Here is a 21482-nt window from a genome sequence, read left to right on the forward strand (position 1 = left end):
AAAAAGCATAAAATCATCGTCTAGACTATTCTTGTGGCTACACCCTTGAGGCAATTTTGCCCAGAGATCCTTTTTAACCTGCAATAAGCTAAAAAAATACCAAATCCCAACTAAATAAAATTTAAAATAATCATATCAAACTATTTCCAAAGTATACCCTTGATGAAGCAGGCGATTGAAAGCGATCAGTAAGTCTGCTTTTGGCCTTGCCATCCGGTACTGTGCAGAAATTGTTCCCAGCTTAAACTGCTTTGGTTAACCTGGCGGCTCCATAACAAATCACGTTCTCTGCCAAAATAGCCATAATCGACAGCATATTCTGCCATTCCTAAAATTTCCTTTACCAAAAGCTCGTTTGTACCGAATTCAGGGAAATGGCGAAGCAGTTCTTCTTGTGTAAATGCGGAACTATAGATGGCCTTTTTACCTGTGACCCGAATAAATGTATCTATCATTTCCAGGGGCGAAATAATGTCGCCGATAACAGGCAAAGATTTACCTGCATACTCATCTGGATTAGAAAACATCTCTAAAACTGCTGGTCCTGTAGCGGTAAGGGGATCAACAAATGGAGCACGAAAATCCTCAGGTAAATAAATCGGAAATACAAGGGTATCTCCAACCAATTTCGGGGGATAAAACTCCATTAGATTGGTGTAGAAGAAGGCCATGTAAATAAACGAGCTGGTGATTGGAAGCGTTCGGATATATTCTTCAATCATTGCTTTATCGGTAAAATGAGGCGCAAACTTTTTGCCGTTTGTAATTTTTCTCACATTTTCCAAACTACTAAAAATAATATGCTTAACGCCTGCCTCGACCGCCGCATCGGCTAATTGTTTACCCAGTTCCATTTCGTGGGTATGCGGCGGCACAATACTAGGTGTCATGATGAAAACCCCTTCCGACCCCCTGAATGCTTCAACAAAATCTTTCTCATGCCCCAGATCAAGTGGTAAACTCACGAGCTCAGCGCCCATTTCTGTTAAATTAAGTGCTTCTGGCGAATCTACGCGGCGAGTAATGCCCCGCACACGATAACACCCGCTATGTAACAGCGTAAGTGCAGCACTATGCCCCTGTTTCCCCAAAACGCCAACGATCGTGATCAATGGCTTGTCTTTTTCGATTACCTCTTTTGCTTTAAAACCTGATCTCATTATATTATTTTATCAACTATAAAAATTATAGTTGCAAAACTATCTATAGTAGTATAAATTTGCAATAACTATCCAAAAGGATAGGTTAAAACAATAGGATGAAAACAGAATGTATTAGCGATTACGTAAAACTAAAGGAGGAAATTTATCCTTGCACGGTTAGCCTTGCGATGAGCCTGGTGGGTGGCAAATGGAAGGCTGTTATTCTTTATCATTTAAAGGATAAAGCAAAAAGGTACAATGAGCTTCGCAAAGACATACCATCTATTACCGAAATGACATTGAGTCTGCAATTAAAGCAATTAGAAAAAGATGGCCTGGTGTCGAGAAAAGTTTACGGCGATAAACCGCCGATAAAAGTGATTTATAGTCTAACCGATTTTGGAAAAACATTCAGCCCAATTTTAGAAGCGATTACAGCATGGGGTAATCAGATTGCGATGCAAGAAGGCGAATTTGTTAAAAATCCTATCGAAAATAACCATTAACGATAACATACTGAAAGTCTAAACAAAAAGGGTTGCCTTTTTAACTAGCAACCCTTTAAGGTTTGGGGCTTAAGCCTGGTTAATACCCGGCGCCCGACTAATAGCCTAACCTATTCCGATTTCACATCCCACACTTCCCATATCATACATCTCTCATCTTACCGATTCCATTCCCTCCTACATCATCTTCTTAAAGCCCTCCCATTGCACCTTCCAGGTTCCGTCTTTAGGGAAGCCAGGATTTGTGGTATTATTTCCGTCCCAGCCAGCACACATTAAAGCCACAGCGGTAAGTAAACCTCCGTTTCCAGGCAAATAAATGCGAAGACGATCATCCTGGTAGTTATGACCGTTAATCAGGTAAGTATTGGTTTGTACGGGCATTAGCAAGGCATCAATCGCTTTGTCGGGCATGCCTAAGCGTGTGGCTGTCATGGCTGTCATCGGGAAATCCCATCCCCAGGTATCATTCCAGCTCCAGTCTTTCCAAACCAGATCAAAGGTTTTACGCATGGTTGCTTTATCCAATAACTTTGTTTCCGGCAACATACCAAATGCCCCTAATACAGAAGGGTGATCGGTTTTATATTCGGGATTGGTGTAAGAATCAGGTGCACTTTCTGCAGCCAGATACACGCCATTTTGTATCGGCAGGGGTGATAATTTAGCCATCACATCATCCCATTTTGGGTTTCGTGGCAAACCTAAACGCAAACGCCATTCCTGAGCGGTTTTCAATCCCCATTCCCAATAAGCCAGCTCATAAGTGGGGTTAAAGGTTGTTTCGGCCTTAAAACGTTCTTGTGCAGGAATTAGCCCGGGTCCGAGTACATAACATCCTTTTGCAGCGTCGAAATGGGCAAATGAAGCCATAAAATCGGCTGTTTTAAATACAAGGTCTTTGTATTTTTGCAATACTTTTTCATCTGTCTGTGCACGGTATTCCAGTTCGGCGAAGGTAATGAAATGTGGCTGTTGCCAGATCAACATGGCACCGATTGATGATGGACTTTCGTTCCCTTTATTGTCGGTCATTTTCTGCCAGCGTAAGCCATCAAATCCTTGTATCTGTGCAATTTTTTTGGCTTTATTGGCCACTGTGAAATACCAATCGGTGCTTCGGTTTAACAATTCAGGCCTGCCCCATAATGCAAAATGGACCCCATGCCACCAATGCATTTCGAGGTGCGGTTTACCAAACCAGCTGTTGTAGGTTAAACCAGTTTCTTGTGGGGGGAAATCGCCCGAACATTGTATTTTGGTGAGGTATTCGGAAAGGATAATCCTGCGTTCGAGTTCAAATGCACGTTTATCAGTACTTCCACTAAAATCTACCGCAGCACCACTCATCCAAAAGGCTTTCCACTGCTCCTGGCTATTTTCTAGGCTCAATGCAAAAGAAGGAACAGCCTGTGTGCTTCGCTGCTGCGAAAAAAGACAACTGAAGCTGAACTGTTGACTAAATTTATTGGGTGTAATGGTAAAATAATGTGCCTGTTTCTCCGTCAACTGAGCCTTACCCTTCCACGAAAAGGAAGTATAATAAACCGCAGAATCGATCTGGCGCTTAATTACCCCACCATCGGCACTTTGTGCTACCAACTGTGAATGATGCTTGCTGCTGTTGCTCCAATTATTACCTACATCTGCCCATTCGCCAGTAGCTACGGGGTACCTAACCCTGATTTTTAATCTTCCAGCTGCAATTAAAGGCGACGAAACCGATGCACTGATCAGGTCAAGATCCTGATGCCCAACCGTAGTTACCTCAACAGGAATCCCTTCTAAGGTAAAGCTACTCTTAATTTCACCCGTCCAGGGGTTTAAGTTTTGGTTAATGTTTTTGATATCGTTGGCTTTGGCCAGCTGTCCGTTCTTTTTAATCAGATCGAAACCAATATTCCCCAATTGTAAACGGTGTACATTCTGGCGAAAATAATTAGTAGCCTCTTTAGCTCTAAGTGGTGTATTTAACTGTACGGTATAGGGTACTTTGCGGCCGTATTGATCGTAATATTTATAGGCTTCGGTGATGTTAAACTTACCTTCATTTTTGTACGATCCCCATCCCCATTGCGATTGGGCACCAAGTGGAACGCCTTTCGCATAGCGATCAGGAAAACTTTGCAGTCCTGTAGCATCAACCGTAAAGGCAAAGCGACCATTGCCTACCGATAAGGAAGATAGGGAGTCTATTTTTTTTACGATAACGGTATGCCGTGTTACCAATGCCTCCCGATCAATCTGTGCAAAAACAGTATTGCAGATGAAAAGCATTACAAAAAGCATCAAGCACTTAAATTGGTTTTTGATTCTACACATACCGCTTATTTTACTAAATCATTTAAATATTGCTCTAGGTTGCTATAGCCATTTACATTAATTTTCTGCGCATCCATAGCATCTGTCGGGTTTAAGCGTTTTGATTTTTCCCAAGCATCTGGAATCCCGTCTTGGTCTGCATCCTTTACGCTTAATTTAACCAGCTTAGCCTCTGGTTGTCCGCCGGCATCGGCCTCGGTTTTAAATATAGCACCTTTTGTGCCGATACTTTTTAAATAGCCCATAATACGGAGGTCTACTGCATCTCTTTTTAATGAAGAACCCGCTTCTGCCAAAACTGTTTGATAAGCCTTTGCTGCCGTGCTTATTTTAACGCTGCTTTTTGGCAGAAGCGAAGGTTCTTTGAGAAGCGTGGCTGTTTCCTTGATAAAGTCTTCATCAGTAATGAGACGGCCATTTAGTTTTCCGTCCTTATTGAGGTCGGTATAATTATCCCGGTGGTAAACATGATCTGTTTTGCTGAACATGCTTAAAAAACTATCGGTAGAACTTGGTCCGGAGATAAAATAATTAGCCACGAGATCCTGATAATGATCAGCGCTCGAATGTCCACCTACAAAACCACTTTTACCCCAGTTGTACACCACATTGTTTATAAATTCGATTTTGGCCTTTGCTTTGGGATTACGGCTCTGGTTTCCCGCAAACAGACAATGATGCATCGTTACGTATTCTGGCACTTCTAAAAGAGCGCCAAAACGTTGTGGATCGATACTTTCGGCAACCACACAATATTGTAGCGTTACATTTTTACTTTTTTTGATGTGCAGGTTATCCCAACGCCCCCATTCGATTGAAACATGGTCGAATATAATATCGTTCAGGTCATCGGCAACTACGGTACAAGAACCTTTAGACATGTTAATGCTGCCCCTAAAGCGGATGTAACGCACAATGGTCGAATCTTTAAAAGAAACACTATTTCCGTAAATGGTGATTCCTTCTTTTGGAGCGGTTTGGCCTGCAATAGTGATTCTTGGTGATACGGCAATTTTGCCACCTATTTTGATGACACCTGAAACATCAAACACAACCGTTCTGCCCGGTTTACTTACCGCATCCCTAAAAGAGCCAGCACCGGTATCATTCAGGTTGGTTACATGGTACACCGTGCCTCCTCGACCGCCAATGGCAAAACGGCCAAAGCCCTCCGCACCAGGAAAAGCCAGTTGCTGCGCTTGGGCAATATGCGCCGTTAAGCCTAAAAACAATATACATACTAAACTTTTAAAATATTTTTTCACACTATGGTTGATCATCAATTGATCGGGTTTCTTTCTATTTAACATTTGGTAGATTTTAATTGCTATTATATAATAGGATGATGTAGGATTTTATTTTAATTTGAAAGGCAGGTACCAGTTTTCCTTATTGGCCAGGCGTGAGCGTACCAAAGCGGCCGATGCGCCATCGCCTGCGGCTTCAAACTTGGCTGCGATTTTATCGGCCAGATAATTGGGATCGGTAGCCTGCCTGCGCAAAGCGATGCGCAACAAATCTTGCCAGCGATAACCTTCGAATGCGGTCTCTAAGGCTTCTTCCTGCATAATCCGGTCTTCTACTTCTAAAACTGTACTGGCTACGGTGATTGGGTAATCCTGGTTTACAGCACGCCCCCTGATGCCCGAATTACGGTACCAGTTGCCCCTGATGGTTCCTCCATCGCCATTAAAATCAAAAGGATAGCTATCAGGTACGCCATTATATAATGCTTTGGTACCAAAAGCAGCTTTAATCCCACTGTTTACCAAAGCACCAGCCAAAACCCGTCGATCTAACCGGTTGGCCGCCTCTGCATAACGCAGATGTAAAACAGCAGCACGGTAAATCACCCAAACCCCTGTTTTATCAAAAGGCGTACTCAAGCTATAATTTTGCGAATATTTTAATACCTCAGGCTCAATGCCATTCACCAAACGGTAAGACATATCCAAGCCTCTTCTATCGGTTAAACTTCCATCTGTACGTATTTGGTTGTTCCAGTTGCGGATTGATAAGCTGGATGGTTTCACCAGATAATCGCCTGATTTAGAAAACAGTGCAAACAATGGATTACCAGGCGAAAAGTTGCTGCTAAAAGGCAATGTCCACATCCGTTCCCAGTTGGCAATACGATCGGCCAATGGTGCAGAAAAAATCTTGGTCCATGGATTGAGTACAGCCGTGGTTTTTAAAGAGTGATCCTGTGAGTTGTCGTCACCTACGCGATAGGTATCGTACAAATCGATCTGCTGGTCGCTGCCGGTACTCGAATTGGTACCTGTTTCCATCACATCTTTATAATAACCTGCAGCCTTTAGGTAGTTCCCTTTCCAAAGGTTCAGGTCGCCTAAAAATGAGCGGCGCTGGATAAAAAATTTAAAAACACCATCTTTAACGGTATACACATCCATTGGCAAAATGAGCGTTGGACTGGCAGCTGAAGTATTCTGATTTAAATATTCTCTTGGCGTGGCTTCTGTTTCAGCGATCAAACGGCTTAACAGATCTTCAAAAGCGAGTTTAGGAAACTTGCTTTCATCCTGCAGGTCGGCAATGGTGGTTAAGGCATCGGTTACGTAAGGAACAGTGCCATAATGGATGCCCAGTTGCAGGTATAACCAACTGCGCAGAAACAGGATATCGGTATAACGCTGGTAATACTGGGTATTATCCAACAGCTTTTTCTCCCGCATGATGTTGAAGTTCTTCAGGGCATCATTACAGTTGATAATTACTTCGTAAAAAGGCTTCGGATCGGCATAAGGATTATCGGCTGCAACGGTCTGCGTGCCCAGCTGTTTTAAATAGTTGTTGGCATTGGAGGTTACATCCAGCAAATCGCCACGCAACTCGTTCAAGAGCATGTATTTATCGGCCAGCTTAACAAATTTACCATAAATGCCCAGCACGGCTGCATCGGCATCGTACACATTTCTATAGGTTTGCGAAGCTTCTAAGGCATCTTCTGGCTCAATATCGAATGCCTTTTTGCAGGACAAGATGCTGCTCAATACCAGCACGAACAATAAACAGCTGGCAATGGTGATATATAAATTCTTATTCATCTCAATATTTTTCTTTAAAGGTTACAAACCGATTCTAACACCCAGGAACATCGATCTAAAGCTGGGTTCTAAACCTATATCTACACCTCTGGCAAATACGCTGTTTCCGGCACTAAACTCAGGGTCGTAACCCAGATAATTAGTTGCGGTAAATACATTATTGGCGATGGCATAAACGGTTGCCGAACGGATAAAATTGGCTTTTATAGGCACATTGTAGCTTAATGATACCGTTCTTAGTTTCAGGTATGAACCGTCTTCGATCCAACGGTCGGAAAAGCGGCTATTGCGCGATGGGTCGGCCCAGGATGCACGCGGCACATCGGTTACCTGCCCATCAACACGCCAACGGTTTACCGCCGCAAGACTTTGGTTGTTGTAACCGTTCATGCTTTCTAAAATGGCACGTGTACTATTATATATTTCGTTGCCATAACTAAAAGTGAAAAGCGCATCTAACGACCAGCGTTTGTAGCTTAGTTTATTGCTGTAAGCGCCAACAAAATCAGGATTTGGATTGCCGATCACCTGGCGATCACGCTCATCAATAACTTTATCTCCATTCAGGTCTGCAAATTTCATATCTCCACCCTGAAAAGGAATAAAAGCACCATCGGTTGTTTTATTGCTCAGGCCTGAAGAAACAGCTTCAGCATCTGACGCATATACTCCATTACTTTTATAACCATAGAAAAAATTAGCCGCATCGCCGATCTGAGTGATAATCGTAGCACCGCTATATTGTGTAAGTAACTGATCATTACCACCCAACTGGCTAATTTTGTTCCTATTTAAGCTATAGGTAAGGCCCATATCCCATTTCAGATCGGTCTGGTTTATCAATCTGCCGTTTATGGAAAGTTCCAGCCCCCTATTGGTCATGGTACCGCCATTACTTAGGGCATAGCTGAAACCTGTTGCCGTTAGCAGTGGTTCGTAAATCAGCATATCGCTAATCTTGTTCCGGTAAAGGTCTAGGCTGATGTTTAATCTTTCCTTCAAAAAGGAAGCATCCACTCCAATATTTAATTTGGCATTACGCTCCCATTTTAGGGCAGTATTGCCAATATTTCCCCTAACCAATCCTTGTCTGCCTAAAAAATTTTGCGATACATAGTACGATTTGGCGGTATAATTGCCAATATCATCATTACCGGTTAAGCCATAACTGGCCCGCAGTTTCAGGCTTTCTATAAAGTTGTTATTAGCCATAAAACTTTCTGATGAGATCAGCCAGGAAGCTGCAACAGACGGCATCAAAGCCATTTTTACGCCATTAAAGTTCATCACATCCGGTATATCTTTGCCAAAACGCGAAGAAGCATCGGCGGCAATATTGAACGATATGAAGTACTTGTTGTAAGCTTCGTAATTCACATTAAAATAGTTGTTCAACCAGTTCCACTTGCCTAAAGATCCGCCTACTATACGTAGCGTACTTTGTGCACCGCCCAGCGTTACGAAATCATCACTGGCCGTATTAAAACTAGCACCGTTATCTACTTCGGCACTGCTGTGCTGCAACCTGAAACCCAGGTTTGCGCTTAATTTACTTACCTCATTTAAATCCTTGTTGTATGATACCCAGGTATCGGTATTTACAGTAAACAAACGCTGTACACCTGCTGCTGCCTTATTATATCCAACTGCAGTGGGCAATAAAACCGGGGCAATACCCAACATGGGCGTAAAATAATTTTCGCGTACTTTATCATAAGTAATACCAACGAGTGTATTGGCTTTGAAAGCTTTATTAAAATCATAATTAAAACCAACAGAACCTGAAAAACGGTAACTGCGGTTAAGTGCCTGGATGTTTTTAATCGCTGCGCTGGGGTTACTTGTACCAAATATATCGGTATCGGCAAGGTTTGGCGATTGAACACCAGTTTCCGACAGCTCAAAAGGAGAAAGAAAAGGTGCTTTAACCAAGGCCAGGTATAGTGGATTGGTGGCATAAGCCTGTCCCTGATCTCTTAAGTTCTGCTCGCTACGGGTAAAGGCGAGGTTAACCTGCGATTTTAATTTAGCCGAAAGATTCAGATTGGCATTAAAACGGGTTTGGTAACGGGTTAAATTGGTACTATCAGTTAAACCATCGTTGTTTAGATAACCTAAAGATAGAGCATAAGTAGCAATATCATCGCCTCCGGTTACTTTCAGGTAATAATTCTGACTGATGCCACTGCTCATTACCTGATCCTGCCAGTTGGTATTCTGGTGATAATTGTAATAATCTGGATTCGGATTATCGTTCATATAAGGTTCTGCTTTAATCAGCGCATCGGTCATGCCCGGTTTGGTTTTAAGCAGATCAGACAAGAAAATGCGGTAATTATCGGCTTCCATTACAGGTAACCGACTTACTGTACCATTATAACCTCCGTATGCTGAAAAATCCAATCTCGTGGCTACATCTTTAGCCCGGCCTGTGGTAATCATTAATACTCCGTTGGCACCTTTGGTTCCATATATCGATGCACCATCTTTAATGAGGGTAATATTGTCAATATCTTTAAGGTCGATATTGGCTAAGCGGTTATTCTGATGACCAGCAATAATGGAGCTTCCATACGTATTTACATCATAAATTACGCCATCAACCACTATTAGGGGTTGGTTAGCCGCATATAAAGAATTATACCCTCGCAGGTAAAGATCAGCGCCAATATCTGGCGTGCCTGATCTTCTAAGCGCCTCTAATCCGGCAATTTTTCCCTGCAAATAAGAATCTGGCGTTTCGTTGCTTCGCTCCCAGCTTCCGTTCAGGTTTACTGTGCTAACCGAGTAAGGTGTGCGGTTCTTTAAAGCAGCGCCAAATGGCAATACTGCAGCATCATATACCGAAGCGTAACGTTCTTCGAACAAGGCAATTTTGCTGATCGTTTTACGTCCCTTCAATGCTTCTTCTTTAGATTGGTAACCTTGGCCCGAAATCACCAGTACGGCATTGTAATTGGGTACACCGATTTTAAAATTTCCCTTTTCATCTGTAAGTGCAGCAGCATAACCTGCTACCGAAACACTGATACCCGGCAATGGCTTTTTGCTCGATGCGCCGATTACCACACCGCTCACCTGCGGTCCGATGGGCCTTTTAAATTTGATTACCGTGGTGCTTACCGAATCTTTTTCCTGAGCCAACAAAGAGTTGTTCAGTGCAAAGAACAATAAACACGGTAAAATTCCTTTGATAACCGTTTTTGTATAGTTGTACATAAATTCTTTAAGGGCTTAGTTAACTGGTTTTAGTTTGATATAATCTAAAGAAAGGGCGGTTGGTGCCGTACTCGATGCGGCTAAAGATGAAGCCAGAAAAGTATACAGCGTTCCATAAGTATCAGCAGTATAAGTACCTAAATAGACATCTTTATAGGCATCGCGGTAAGCATCACTGCCCTGCGCCAAACCAATTATGGATGGCACGGAACGGTAACCTACAGTTGCCAGCGGGAAAAGTACGCTACCAAAACTTCTGCTGGTATTAAAATCCACTTTCATACTGATTGGCGCCACCAGGATGTCGTTTATCGCCCTCCAATACACTTCGTACTTTACTGAATGAACGGTCGATTTGTAGCGATAGTAGTAAAGTGGGCTCGGACTAGAAGTAATACTTCCTGTTTGCAGATCGGTGAAACGTTTACCTTGTGGATCGTTTTTAATCCGCGCCAGTGGGTTGGCAGGTACACGTAACGAATCGGGCATTTCACCCTGAATGATAACCGTTGGGATTTTATTCTCCATCAGTTTGTAACCAATGCTATTTACCACATAGGCAATACCATTGCTTAACAAACGGGTTTCTACAATTGCACTTTTATCTAAGTGGATTTTCACCCCGGTAACGGTAGTCATCGAATCGGGTAATTCATTTAATCCATATACCTTATTTACAACAAGATCTCTCACTACACTCCACTTGGTTAAGGTATCGGCATAAAGCGCATTGGCATGTTTGTTATAGGCAGCCAGTTTATTTTGCTCGGCGGTAAAAGCGGTATTATTTAAAATGATATACGTCATCAAACTATCTTCGCTGCTGATATTGGAAATGCGTTGAAAATACCTGTTCCTGATTACTTTAAAGGTTGTACCTTCCTGGTAAACGCCTTTAGTTGTCACCGGATCTTTATACAGCAAAACACCTTTGCTCGTATCTACCTCTTCCTGCTCCTGGCTTTTGATGAAATCTTTCTGTAAACTGGCAGTACCAAGACTCTGCAAAAACTCCCAGGCATTGGCTTTGGGCATTGATGCGGCATTTATGGTATGCAAAACGCCATTTTTCACGTAAACATCAGCCTGACTAATATTTGCTTCTTCGAAGGTAGTTTTGGTGAAAATGGTATTCTTGCCATTCAGCATCCTGATGACCATAGAAGGTTTCGGTGATGTGGTGAAATAGCTCTGATTGGCAATATAGTTCCCCACAAGACGCTTTAATGCAGCTGTATCGTTTACTACTATGGCGTCGATACTTTTCAATGCTTCATTACTGGGTGCCCATACGGTAAAAGATTTAGACGATTTCAGTACAGCATCGTAACCTGTTTTTACCACATAAGAAGTAAAAGTACTCAGGTTGGCATCGTTACTGATCTGCTCAAAAAGGGTCCGGTCTAATCTTTCGATATTAATCTCGGTATGGTCTTTCCATGCATCCTTACAGCCAGCAAAGGCCAAACAGGTACATAGAAATAGCAAAACAAAATATCTTGGTTTAAAATCAATCATCATTTTGGTATATTTTTTATTTAAGTCACTCCTAAATAAGAGGCGATGTTATTAACTGCACGCTTTTTTTACCACAGATGCACACAGATAAACACAGATTTTCAATACTGGATCTGTGTCTATCCTTTTTATCTGTGGTTAGTTATTAATTATGGCCTTAGTATTTTAGATCCATCAACATTGTATTTCCAGTATTGCTGGTCGTCGTTAACCGGAATAATATGGATCATATCGACATTGTTGGTGGCCTGCGAGCCGTTTATGGCTTTTAAACGCAACCAATAACGGCCTGTTTGTGGTAAATCTGCAATGCCCATTAACTTTCCAATCTGTGCGCCTGCCGTGCTCGCCATATAGGTTTTAAAACCTACAGCCTCTTCTGCATCGGCATCAATCACCGTTACCCCATTTACTACTTTATTTATCCCAGGGCGTTTTACAGTAAAGTTTAAGATGCGCGAATTGGATAAAGGAGCCCTATCGGTAGTACCATCCAAACCGATACTCGCCTGCACCTCGGTAGTGGTATTCGATTCGGCCTGTGCATAAATACATACCCAGATTTTATATTTCCCTTTAATCAGCAGCGGTGTTCTAAACTCTACCCATTCCGAAGTATTTGACGTTCCTCCAGTAGCCAGCGGGATAACCAAAATATCTTTGTTGTACGAGTTGGTCGAGGTTCCGGCACTGCCGTATCTATAAATCAGCGATTTGGTTGGGTCTTTTCCCTCTTCCCTACCTGAGAATTTAATTTCGGTTAAAGCCGCAGCCTCATCACCCGTAAAGAAATAATTGCTCTTCTTATAATACTGTGTATTCTTCAACATTTCGGGAAAAGCACAAACATCAAAATCTACCCTGAATGGTGCGCGTACTTTAATATCGAAATGTGCAGAAGCCTGATGTACTACACCATTACTGGCCGTAACATCACTTTTATCGCGAAGGAGTGAAAAACCAGGTTCGTAAACACCATTAAAGGTATCATCGTTCATCAACACGGTTTCGCCAGAAAGCTTTGAGGTTAAAACCTCCAAAGGTGCTAAAGTATTGTGCGCACTGGCGGTAATAATATCAGCTAAATATTTGGCACCATATAAAATATGATAGTTTAAAAAAAGCTGTAAACCATCTGTTGGCTGTGTTACATTTCCCGTAGCCGAATATTTAGCTTTTAAAGCCGCATAATTGTTAATGCCTGCGGCTGCGAGGGTGGCATTACTTTCGGGAATTACCGTCAAAAATTTCTGCTTTTCATCTGGATTATTGGCAGGAAGGATGTTCAGTTTATCATAAAGGCCACTTTCCCGTAGCGCTTCGGTAAAAATCGAATAATCAGGATTTGCGGCAACGGTTTGCGCAACGGTTAAAGTAGCAGGGGTTAATACATGATCGATACTGTGGATCAAACCATTTCCTACTGAAATATTAGGCTGGATTACACTTGCCTGCCTGTTGATACGGATTTTTGTTACCCCCGAAATCAGCTCGGAAGAAGTGGTTAAATATTGACCATACATCGTTAAATCGAATAGCTTACCATCAGTAAATCTAGATGTGGGTATAGAATCTTCAAGTAGATGCAAACGGATAAAACTCTTCCAATCCGCAGCGGAAATATCGGCTACCGCACTTTTCCCCTTAGTTTGCAAATAGGCTTTAATGGCATCGTTTGTTGGTGCAAAAAGTGTGTAAGATCCATAAGCATTCAAAAAAGAAGCGGTTTCGGAGATTTCGAGAATCTTTGACAATTCTGAAAACTGCTCAGGGTGATTTGTTAAATATTGGGTCATATTTACCACATTTGATGTTCCCTGTACTACCGAGTCTTTACGGCAAGCCCAAAGACACATAAATAAACTGCATAATCCCAGCAGCACTATTTTAACATTCTGTTTCATAGCTTTATTTTTTTGGTTAGCAATTATTGATAAAATGGATTTTGAACAAGCGCCTTGTTTGTTTGTAACTCATACGAATAGATCGGGAAATAATGACTTCTGTGATCGCGGTATTTATTGATTACCGTTTGCTGTTTACTTGGTTGGGCACTGGCAGAAACAATATCGATCAGGAGTTTTTCGTTTGCGTAGTTGCCTCTTTTGGCATTGCGCAGAATATCGTACCAGCGTTTGCCTTCGAAAGCAAATTCGCGTGCCCGTTCTTCAAATACATATTGCGAAACATTGGCCGTTAGTGCAGGATCAGGTATTTCGATAAATTTATCAGCTACAAAAGTTTGTGCATTGCGGGCTGCCCTGATTTGACCAACCAATTCAATGGCCTGGGTTCCGTTGGCACTGTTACCAGGTGCCAGCCAGGTTAGCGCTTCGGCTTTCATTAATAAAACGTCCGAATAACGATAGGCAAACCAATGGGTGAAAGAAGTGGCTGCCGTTCTGAAATTGGTAAACTTGCAGATGGCAGAATTGGCCTCAAACATCGAGGTACCATTTCCGCGGATATCTTTATTGCTCAGGTTAGCCAAATCTGTTCCGAACAATCCACCTTCTGCAATCCAATCGGCTGCCCTAAACTCTCTTCCGGTTATGCCGAACATGGGTGCAAAGGGATTGAGCTTTTGGTTATCAAACTGAAACTCAAAAATGCCTTCCACCGAATTCCCGTTAAGGTATACCGTATTGTAAAAATCGGTTTGTTGTGTTCCATTTGGGAGCAGCCTGTATTTACCGGATTCGATTACTTTATTGCAGGCATCGATACTTTTTTGATATTCCTCATTCCATAAATAAGCATCGGCCAATGCGGTGTAAGCAGAGAATTTAGTCATTCTGCCCCGATCTTCGGCCATACTGCCATAGGTTACCTGTCCGTTTTCGCTGCCAAACAACAAATCTTTAATCACCTGCAGGTACACTTCCTGTTGGGTATTTTTGGCAATAGCGCCAATCTGCGAGTCGTTATAAGTAGGTTCGAGTTTAAGTGGCACTTCGCCAAACGAGCGCAGCAGATAGAAATACATTAATCCGCGTAAAGCATGGGCTTCGGCTAAATAACCATTTAAAGCCGTTTGTGTTAAAGTTTTATCCCTATTGATTACCTCAGGCGCAAATTTGATTACCGTATTGCAATAATTGATGGTTTTGTAAATGGCCTCCCAGTTTACCAGCGTGTTGGTAGAGGCAATCTGGGTACGCATAATATCATATTCATCCCTCAGCAATCCACTCAGTTTCGATTCGTCATCATCAGAAGAGATTTCTAAACCGGGCACCACCATATCGGCACGGAGCTCGCCCCAAATAAAAAGATACTTGGCCAATGGTATATTGCTTCCGCCTAAAAGCGAGGCATAACAGCCCATCACCGCAGCATCAAGCTGTTCTTTGGTTTGCCAGTATTCATCGCGGGTTAAACCATCCTGAGGTTTTAAATCCAGCCATTTTTTGCACGAAGTTCCAAAAACACTCAGCAGTGTAACGAAAACCAGTAGCGTATATTTAATTTTTCTGTTCATGGTTAATCATTTAGAGTCCAAGGGTTAAGCCCATTGTAAAGGTTTTGGAGGGTGGTGTAAGCGAACCATCAGCTGCATAAGAAAAAGGATTACTGCTCCCTACCGAGGTTACATCAGGATCTTGTCCGGTATATTTCGTCCAGGTATATAAATTTTGTCCGGTTACATAAATGCTGGCACTTTTTACACCGACCCTTTTCAGCATATTCTGGGTAAAGTTGTAGCGTACAGTAACCGAGCTTAAACGGATAAAGGAGGCATCTTCTACATAGCGATCTGAGCCTAACCAATTGTAACCTACGCCGTATAAGGCACGTGGCATATCGGTCACATCGCCAGGGTTTCTCCAGCGCCTTAAAACTGCAGTACTTTGGTTGTTAACACCATACATATTGGTGGTGGTAATTTTAGCGGTGTTTACGATATCGTAACCATAGCGATAACTAAAAAATGCCTGTACTTTCAGGTTGCCATTAAAGATTACGCTTGGCCCAAAACCACCGGTAAATTTTGGCACCGAATTGCCGAGGTAAACCATATCTTTTTCATCAATATTTCCATCGTGATTAATGTCTTCATACATCGCATCACCTGGTTGGAATACATAATCAACTGTGGGGTAATTGTAACGCATGTAAATGGTCTGGCCGTTTGGTCCAATAATTTCTTTCCCGTTCTGATCTCTGGCAATGGTCGCATCATCATCTTTATACACCCCTTTGTACTTAAAGCCATAATATGAGCCAAATGGATTACCGATAATCAGGAAAGATTTATAAGATCCCTGCGCCGGAAGTCCTACGGAGCTTTCTCTTGGATAGAACTCTGAAATGGATTGGATGGAATTAATGTTCCTCGAAATATTGAAATCAAAGTTTATAATCCATTTTTTAGTTTTAACAGGCGTAGTATTGATGCCGATTTCCCAACCATTGTTGTTCATGGTACCAATGTTCATGTCAATGGCATTGTAACCGGTAGTAGCAGCAATCCTCAGGTCATTGTAAAACATGTTTTTAGTGGTGTTCTGATAAATCTCTGCGTCGATTTTAACACGACTATCGAACAGCCATAAATTGAAGCCCAGGTTCTTACCTACTACAGTTTCCCATTTTAACCTGGAAAGTTCGATGTTTGAGGGATAAACCGCTGCACGACCAGCGTATGACCATGAAAATGGCGTGTAATTGTTAAAATAAGCATAGTTGCTCCCTGGCGCTTTTCCACTCGCACCATAACTTAAGCGTAAACTTAAATCGTCAATAAACTTGAGGTTTTTCATAAATGGTTCGCCTGAAATTCTCCATCGGGTAGAAATCCCCGGAAAAAGACCAAAACGGTTATCTGGCGAGAACTTGGAGTTACCATCTACCCTGCCATTCATGTTGATAATGTAGCGGTCTAAAAATTCATATTGTGCCTGCAACAACATCCCAACACTTCTGGATTGTGCCTGACTGGAATTTAAGCCCAAACCAGATCCATTGGTAATGGATGGATTGGATGGGTCTTGAAATTCAGAAGAAGCCGTATTTGCTGTGGCAACTGTATAAGAGGCCGATTTAGTATCGTTGGTTTGAAAAGAAATCAAACCCTGAAGATTATGCTTTTCGCTTAAATGCGGACGATAGATCAGGTTAATTTTCGACTGAATGTTGTACGAATCCCCATCGGCATCAGAAGCCCGGTTTACGGTTGGTTCGGTACTTGGTTGCCCAGTGGCAATTTGAGGTAAAAAGGTTTTGGATTTGGTATTGTTGATATCAAACTGAACATCTACCGTCGAAAATAAAACCGGAGAAATATCGTATTGAAGATTAAATTTTGGTGTAATACGCTCGCCTATTAAATGACTTGCACCTTCATTTGCCATGGCCAAAGGGTTATAGGTTGCACTATAACGGCCCTGGATATTGGAAATTGGCGAGAAATATGCTGAAGTTTTATTTCCATATTCATCATACTCATAATCAGACATATTCGGCATTTTATTAATCGCCGTGCTACGCAAAGATTTATCGTAGTTAAGATTATTATCCACATGTGTATAGGTTACATCTGTCCTGAACCTCAGTTTGCTCGATACGATATAATCCAAATTAATCTTAGCCGTAATCCTTGATAAATCGGTTCCCAAAGTAGTTCCGGTTTGACCTAAATAACCAACCGATGCATAATAACGTGCTTTTTCACCACCCCCGCTCATCGAAACGTTGTGATCTTGTGTATAACCATTGCGGGTAATCAGTTTTACCCAATCGGTGTTGTTGCTATAGTTGTAGTAATAATAGGCATCAGACGGGTCGTATTGGAATGCCTTGTTCTGTCCGTTGTTGCCTAAAAAGTCGAGGGGCAAACCTGTAGCATTCATTACCGCTTCTGGAATAAGCATTGAGTATTGATCGCCCGTTAAAAAAGGAATGGGATTAGGCTGCTGCGCCATCGAACCCTTAAAATTGTACGATACCACAGGCCTTCCCCTTTCGCCACGTTTGGTATTGATCAGGAGTACACCATTGGCCGCCCTCGATCCCCAAACTGCAGTAGAGGCTGCATCTTTTAAAACGGTGATATCTTTAATGTCGGATGGTGCAATATTTAAAAGCTGCGCATAACCCTGCTCATCGGCTGTTCCGAAGTTAAAATCAGAAGGAATTTCCGTTTCATAAGGCATACCATCGAGTACAATAAGCGGTTCGGCAGAACCGTTGATCGATGAAGTACCGCGGATCCTAATCGACATTCCTGCTCCCGGATCTCCTGAAGTGGTACCAAAATCTACTCCTGATAAACGCCCGGCCAAAGCCTGATCGATTGAAGTTACCGCCAGCTCTTCTAAAGCTTTACCGCTAACGGTTGCTGATGCAATAGTAGAGTTACGTTCTGCTATGTTTAAGCCTGTTCCGTTATTCACCATTTTTTTGGCGGTTAACACCACTTCCTGCAAACTGTTCGAGCTTGGCTCTAACGTTACATTTATGGTTGTGCGGTTACCAATCACACCTGCATTATGGCTGTTATAGCCAATAAATGAAACCACCAACTGATTTTTGGTATTGGTTACCCTTAGGGCGAAATTCCCGTTGATATCAGTACTTACCCCGGTAATGGTTCTTTTATTCTGATCTACCTCAATAACCGAGGCACCTATAATTTCGAGTTTGTCTTTTTTATCGGTTACTTTTCCACGCACGGTAACGGGCTGCTGTGCACGGAGGGTTCCTGAATATCCCATGATTGTTAAAATCATAACAGATAGACAGAAAATTCTATATAGAAATATTTTCATCTTATATAATCTAGTTTTATCTGTAAGTGTTACTTATTGTAATTGAGATAATTGGAAATGGAATGGATAAGGGTACGGTTAGAGAGTTGGTTACTCGAACTGAAATTTACCTGCGTAGTGCGCCCCGCCCGATCGGTGATGATCAGGTTGCTTGGCTGATTCAAGATATTCAGCAAAGTATTGTCTCCAGACTCTGTTTGCAACAGGGTTAAGTAGTTATCGGCTTTTTTACCATCCACTGCTACTGATTCGCCATTGATGATGTGGTAAAGGATAAATTTTCTTACCATATCTTTCTGCGCCTCAGATGTTGGTGCCGCTGTAGGTAAAGCGCCCGTAGCTTTTGTTCCAGGTAATAAACCATCTTTAATGGCTTGTGTAATGGCAGCATTATCGGGTACCAATAGGGTATATTTATTATCAATACCTGTATTCATACCTGAGATGGCTTTTGTAGTAGCATTGTAGAGTGAAGAGGTAGAAACAAACCAATAAAAAGACGAAAAACGTGTAGGATCGCTGGTGGCCAGATTTTGCAGGTGCTGCCCTACATTTTTATCGGTAAAAGCCAGCGGTGCATCAACATAATATACAATGCCATTAATCGAAGTCGCATCTGTTTTGGTAATGTTGATATCAATACCGGTATCAACTGTTCCACTGGTCTGGATTTTTCCATTGCGGTAGCGAACATAATCGCCACTCTGACTTTCAACAATCCCTGAACCACTCAAACTGCTTAATTCGCCAGTTGGGGTAAGCAAAACACCTGTTTTAAATAAACGGAAAGCATTATCACGGTAAATCTGATTATGCGAATAACTTGCTGTTGGCGAAGTACGATAGCCCCAGGCAGTAGTTGTGGTACCAATACTGCCTTCATTGTAGCGGTAACCTGCTGCTGTTACCACCGCATCGGGCATTACCAATAAGGTTTGCCTTACGCCTGGTTGTGTGGTGTATATTTTAACCCCAGAGCCTCCATCGGCATAGGCCAATAAAGTAAGATTGGTAGTCGGATCAAGATAAGGCACACCATAAACTGTCCGGAATACGTTCGAACTGTGTGCCTGGTTTACCCCATAAAAAACGGCATTGCTCAAAATCTGTTTATCCACGGCATTATCTAAGCTCAGCGTGGTGGTTTCGAGCAGGTAATTTTGACCTTGGGCAAATTTACTTGGCCATAAAGCTGTTGGCCACATATGCGAATTGATAAAATCGATAACAATGCTTGGTGGAGTACTTTTAAAGAATGAATTGCCATACTTGCCCAATATTTTTTTTCGGTAAGCCCTAAAAGCCTCGTTGGTTGGCGCCATGATGGTCCAGCTTGATTTTTGAGATTCGTTAGCCAGATAACTGTTTACCCCAGGCTGCTGATAATTCTCATTATTGATGGAATAAGCCAGTAAACCGTTATAGCCTTTTACATATACCGAATCGGAACTGCCTGTAGCTACAAAGTTGCGGTGGGTTTGGTATGCATTAGAGACATAAAATTTTAGCGAATCGAGCAGTGCTTTAAACTCACTGTAATTGGCATTGGTACTGATATATTGGTCGATGCTTTTTAAAGGTAAAGTAACACGGTCTACTTCATGGATCATGCCATTTTCGGCACTGATATCCATATTTACTACTGCTGCTGCTGCCACATTAAACCCATTATAGGTAGAACCTGGATAAAATACGTTATAATCGCCGGCACTCATACCACCAGTGGACATAAATGCAGTGGTAAAATAAGGGATGTATTTATTATTGTTATCGCCATCTACATAGGCTGAAGTATTTACGCCTCTAACCGATTGTACATTGCGGTTGGTGGCGATAACTTTTGCCCGCACCCCATCACCTTTTTGTTGTACCCAGTCATAATAAGCAGTTTTTCTTTTAAAGGCAAAACCAACACCCGTTTCTGCCCCGCCTGCCATTTGGTAGTTACTCAACTGGTCTTTGCGGTAAGCATTGTAAACCAATGCGTATTTTACAATTGAGGTAGCCATCGAATCGCTGATCTCGGCAGTACCTTTAATATTCTGATCTTTAAAAAAACGTTCGAAAGCCGCATCATTCGGTGCAAAGAAGGTCCACCAGCCTGTTTTGCTTAAAATATCTTTATAACCCGCTTTGTCAATTACCGCGGTTAAGTGTTTAAAATTGCCCCTGGCTTCTAGTTGTTGGTAAATAGGATCTCCCAAACCTGCTGGGCGCTCATAAAATGCATCAAATTCTTTTTTCTGGCATCCTGATAAAACGGCCAGAAAAAACAGAAAACAACACGAACTTGTAAAAAGTCTGGTCATAAATTATTTGGTTAGTACAGGTTTAAGCAAGCAGTGGCGGAAGAGAAAAATTGAATACAGCAAAGCGGTTGAGAAATAAAATCGATTTTTATTTCTGCGCTAAACCCAGGATATTATAGAAGCATATCCTGCTAATAAAATTCAATGTAAATCTTTAAGCTACCGGCTTACTTGTTCGGTTATATATTTGGTTATTCAATACAAATCTATCTCAAACCGCTAAAATGAGTTTTCAGAAATTGACGAATTGCTTTCGTTATTTGGTGAAAAGAGTGGTTTTGGAGGTTTTTATCGCTGATTTTGCAGGTTACCGTGGAGTAAAACAATAATTATTAAATCTGCGGAGTTCTTCTTAATCTGCGGGAAAAAGTATAAACCTTGTTACTTTTTGGTTCCCGCTGATTTCGCAGATTAACACAGAGGGAAGACAATCTACTCTGTGTATATCATCTTAAATCTGCAGGAAAAAACATAAACCTTGCTGCTTTTTGGTTCCCGCTGATTTCGCAGATTAACGCAGAGTAAAATCAATTATAAATTTCTGCGCACATCACCTTAAATCTGCAGGAAAAAACATAAATCTTGCTGCTTTTTGGTTCCCGCTGATTTCGCAGATTAACACAGAGGG

At 41.9% G+C, this 21482-nt stretch carries 11 protein-coding genes; 1 reads left to right on the forward strand and 10 read right to left on the reverse strand.

Going from position 1 to position 21482, the window contains the following annotated elements:
* Nucleotides 1-185: 185 nt before the first annotated feature.
* Nucleotides 186-1160, reverse strand: coding sequence for an NmrA/HSCARG family protein (locus tag LQ201_RS02480; RefSeq protein WP_230143749.1), 975 nt, complete (start codon nt 1158-1160; stop codon nt 186-188).
* Nucleotides 1161-1258: 98 nt separating this feature from the next.
* Between LQ201_RS02480 and LQ201_RS02485 the strand changes: the two genes are divergently transcribed.
* On the forward strand, nt 1259-1648 hold the full coding sequence (locus LQ201_RS02485) for a helix-turn-helix domain-containing protein (protein WP_230143747.1): 390 nt from the start codon (nt 1259-1261) through the stop codon (nt 1646-1648).
* A 177-nt stretch (nt 1649-1825) separates the two neighbouring features.
* Here LQ201_RS02485 and LQ201_RS02490 read toward each other — a convergent pair whose 3' ends face one another.
* The 9 genes from LQ201_RS02490 to LQ201_RS02530 form a co-directional block, all read right to left on the reverse strand.
* Entirely contained in the window at nt 1826-3970 is a 2145-nt protein-coding gene (locus LQ201_RS02490; protein ID WP_230143745.1) for a hypothetical protein, read from the reverse strand.
* A gap of 5 nt (nt 3971-3975) precedes the next feature.
* Complete coding sequence (locus LQ201_RS02495; protein ID WP_230143743.1) at nt 3976-5280, reverse strand: polysaccharide lyase family 1 protein; 1305 nt, start codon at nt 5278-5280, stop codon at nt 3976-3978.
* A gap of 45 nt (nt 5281-5325) precedes the next feature.
* Nucleotides 5326-7038: a RagB/SusD family nutrient uptake outer membrane protein gene (locus LQ201_RS02500; protein ID WP_230143741.1), complete on the reverse strand. Its 1713-nt coding sequence runs from the start codon at nt 7036-7038 to the stop codon at nt 5326-5328.
* Nucleotides 7039-7059: 21 nt separating this feature from the next.
* Nucleotides 7060-10257, reverse strand: a complete 3198-nt coding sequence (locus LQ201_RS02505) for a SusC/RagA family TonB-linked outer membrane protein (RefSeq protein WP_230143739.1) — start codon at nt 10255-10257, stop codon at nt 7060-7062.
* A gap of 15 nt (nt 10258-10272) precedes the next feature.
* A complete protein-coding gene (locus LQ201_RS02510; protein ID WP_230143737.1) occupies nt 10273-11778 on the reverse strand; it encodes a fasciclin domain-containing protein in 1506 nt (501 codons plus the stop codon).
* Nucleotides 11779-11924: 146 nt separating this feature from the next.
* Nucleotides 11925-13679 (reverse strand): fasciclin domain-containing protein, encoded by a 1755-nt coding sequence (locus LQ201_RS02515; protein WP_230143736.1) that lies wholly within the window; start codon nt 13677-13679, stop codon nt 11925-11927.
* Between the two features lie 23 nt (nt 13680-13702).
* Nucleotides 13703-15256 (reverse strand): RagB/SusD family nutrient uptake outer membrane protein, encoded by a 1554-nt coding sequence (locus tag LQ201_RS02520; RefSeq protein WP_230143733.1) that lies wholly within the window; start codon nt 15254-15256, stop codon nt 13703-13705.
* Between the two features lie 10 nt (nt 15257-15266).
* Entirely contained in the window at nt 15267-18491 is a 3225-nt protein-coding gene (locus LQ201_RS02525; RefSeq protein WP_230146592.1) for a SusC/RagA family TonB-linked outer membrane protein, read from the reverse strand.
* Nucleotides 18492-18574: 83 nt separating this feature from the next.
* Complete coding sequence (locus LQ201_RS02530) at nt 18575-20854, reverse strand: fasciclin domain-containing protein (RefSeq protein WP_230143729.1); 2280 nt, start codon at nt 20852-20854, stop codon at nt 18575-18577.
* Between the last annotated feature and the right edge of the window lie 628 nt (nt 20855-21482).

Origin of the sequence: Pedobacter sp. Bi126 (assembly GCF_918698245.1) — a bacterium.
In the GTDB taxonomy this organism is placed as follows: Bacteria; Bacteroidota; Bacteroidia; order Sphingobacteriales; family Sphingobacteriaceae; genus Pedobacter.

Coding starts and splice junctions, on each gene's coding strand:
- LQ201_RS02495 (WP_230143743.1), bottom strand. CDS start 5,280: ATGTTAAATAGAAAGAAACCCGATCAATTGATGATCAACCATAGTGTG.
- LQ201_RS02500 (WP_230143741.1), bottom strand. CDS start 7,038: ATGAATAAGAATTTATATATCACCATTGCCAGCTGTTTATTGTTCGTG.
- LQ201_RS02525 (WP_230146592.1), bottom strand. CDS start 18,491: ATGGGATATTCAGGAACCCTCCGTGCACAGCAGCCCGTTACCGTGCGT.
- LQ201_RS02480 (WP_230143749.1), bottom strand. CDS start 1,160: ATGAGATCAGGTTTTAAAGCAAAAGAGGTAATCGAAAAAGACAAGCCA.
- LQ201_RS02485 (WP_230143747.1), top strand. CDS start 1,259: ATGAAAACAGAATGTATTAGCGATTACGTAAAACTAAAGGAGGAAATT.
- LQ201_RS02510 (WP_230143737.1), bottom strand. CDS start 11,778: ATGATGATTGATTTTAAACCAAGATATTTTGTTTTGCTATTTCTATGT.
- LQ201_RS02520 (WP_230143733.1), bottom strand. CDS start 15,256: ATGAACAGAAAAATTAAATATACGCTACTGGTTTTCGTTACACTGCTG.
- LQ201_RS02530 (WP_230143729.1), bottom strand. CDS start 20,854: ATGACCAGACTTTTTACAAGTTCGTGTTGTTTTCTGTTTTTTCTGGCC.
- LQ201_RS02505 (WP_230143739.1), bottom strand. CDS start 10,257: ATGTACAACTATACAAAAACGGTTATCAAAGGAATTTTACCGTGTTTA.
- LQ201_RS02515 (WP_230143736.1), bottom strand. CDS start 13,679: ATGAAACAGAATGTTAAAATAGTGCTGCTGGGATTATGCAGTTTATTT.
- LQ201_RS02490 (WP_230143745.1), bottom strand. CDS start 3,970: ATGTGTAGAATCAAAAACCAATTTAAGTGCTTGATGCTTTTTGTAATG.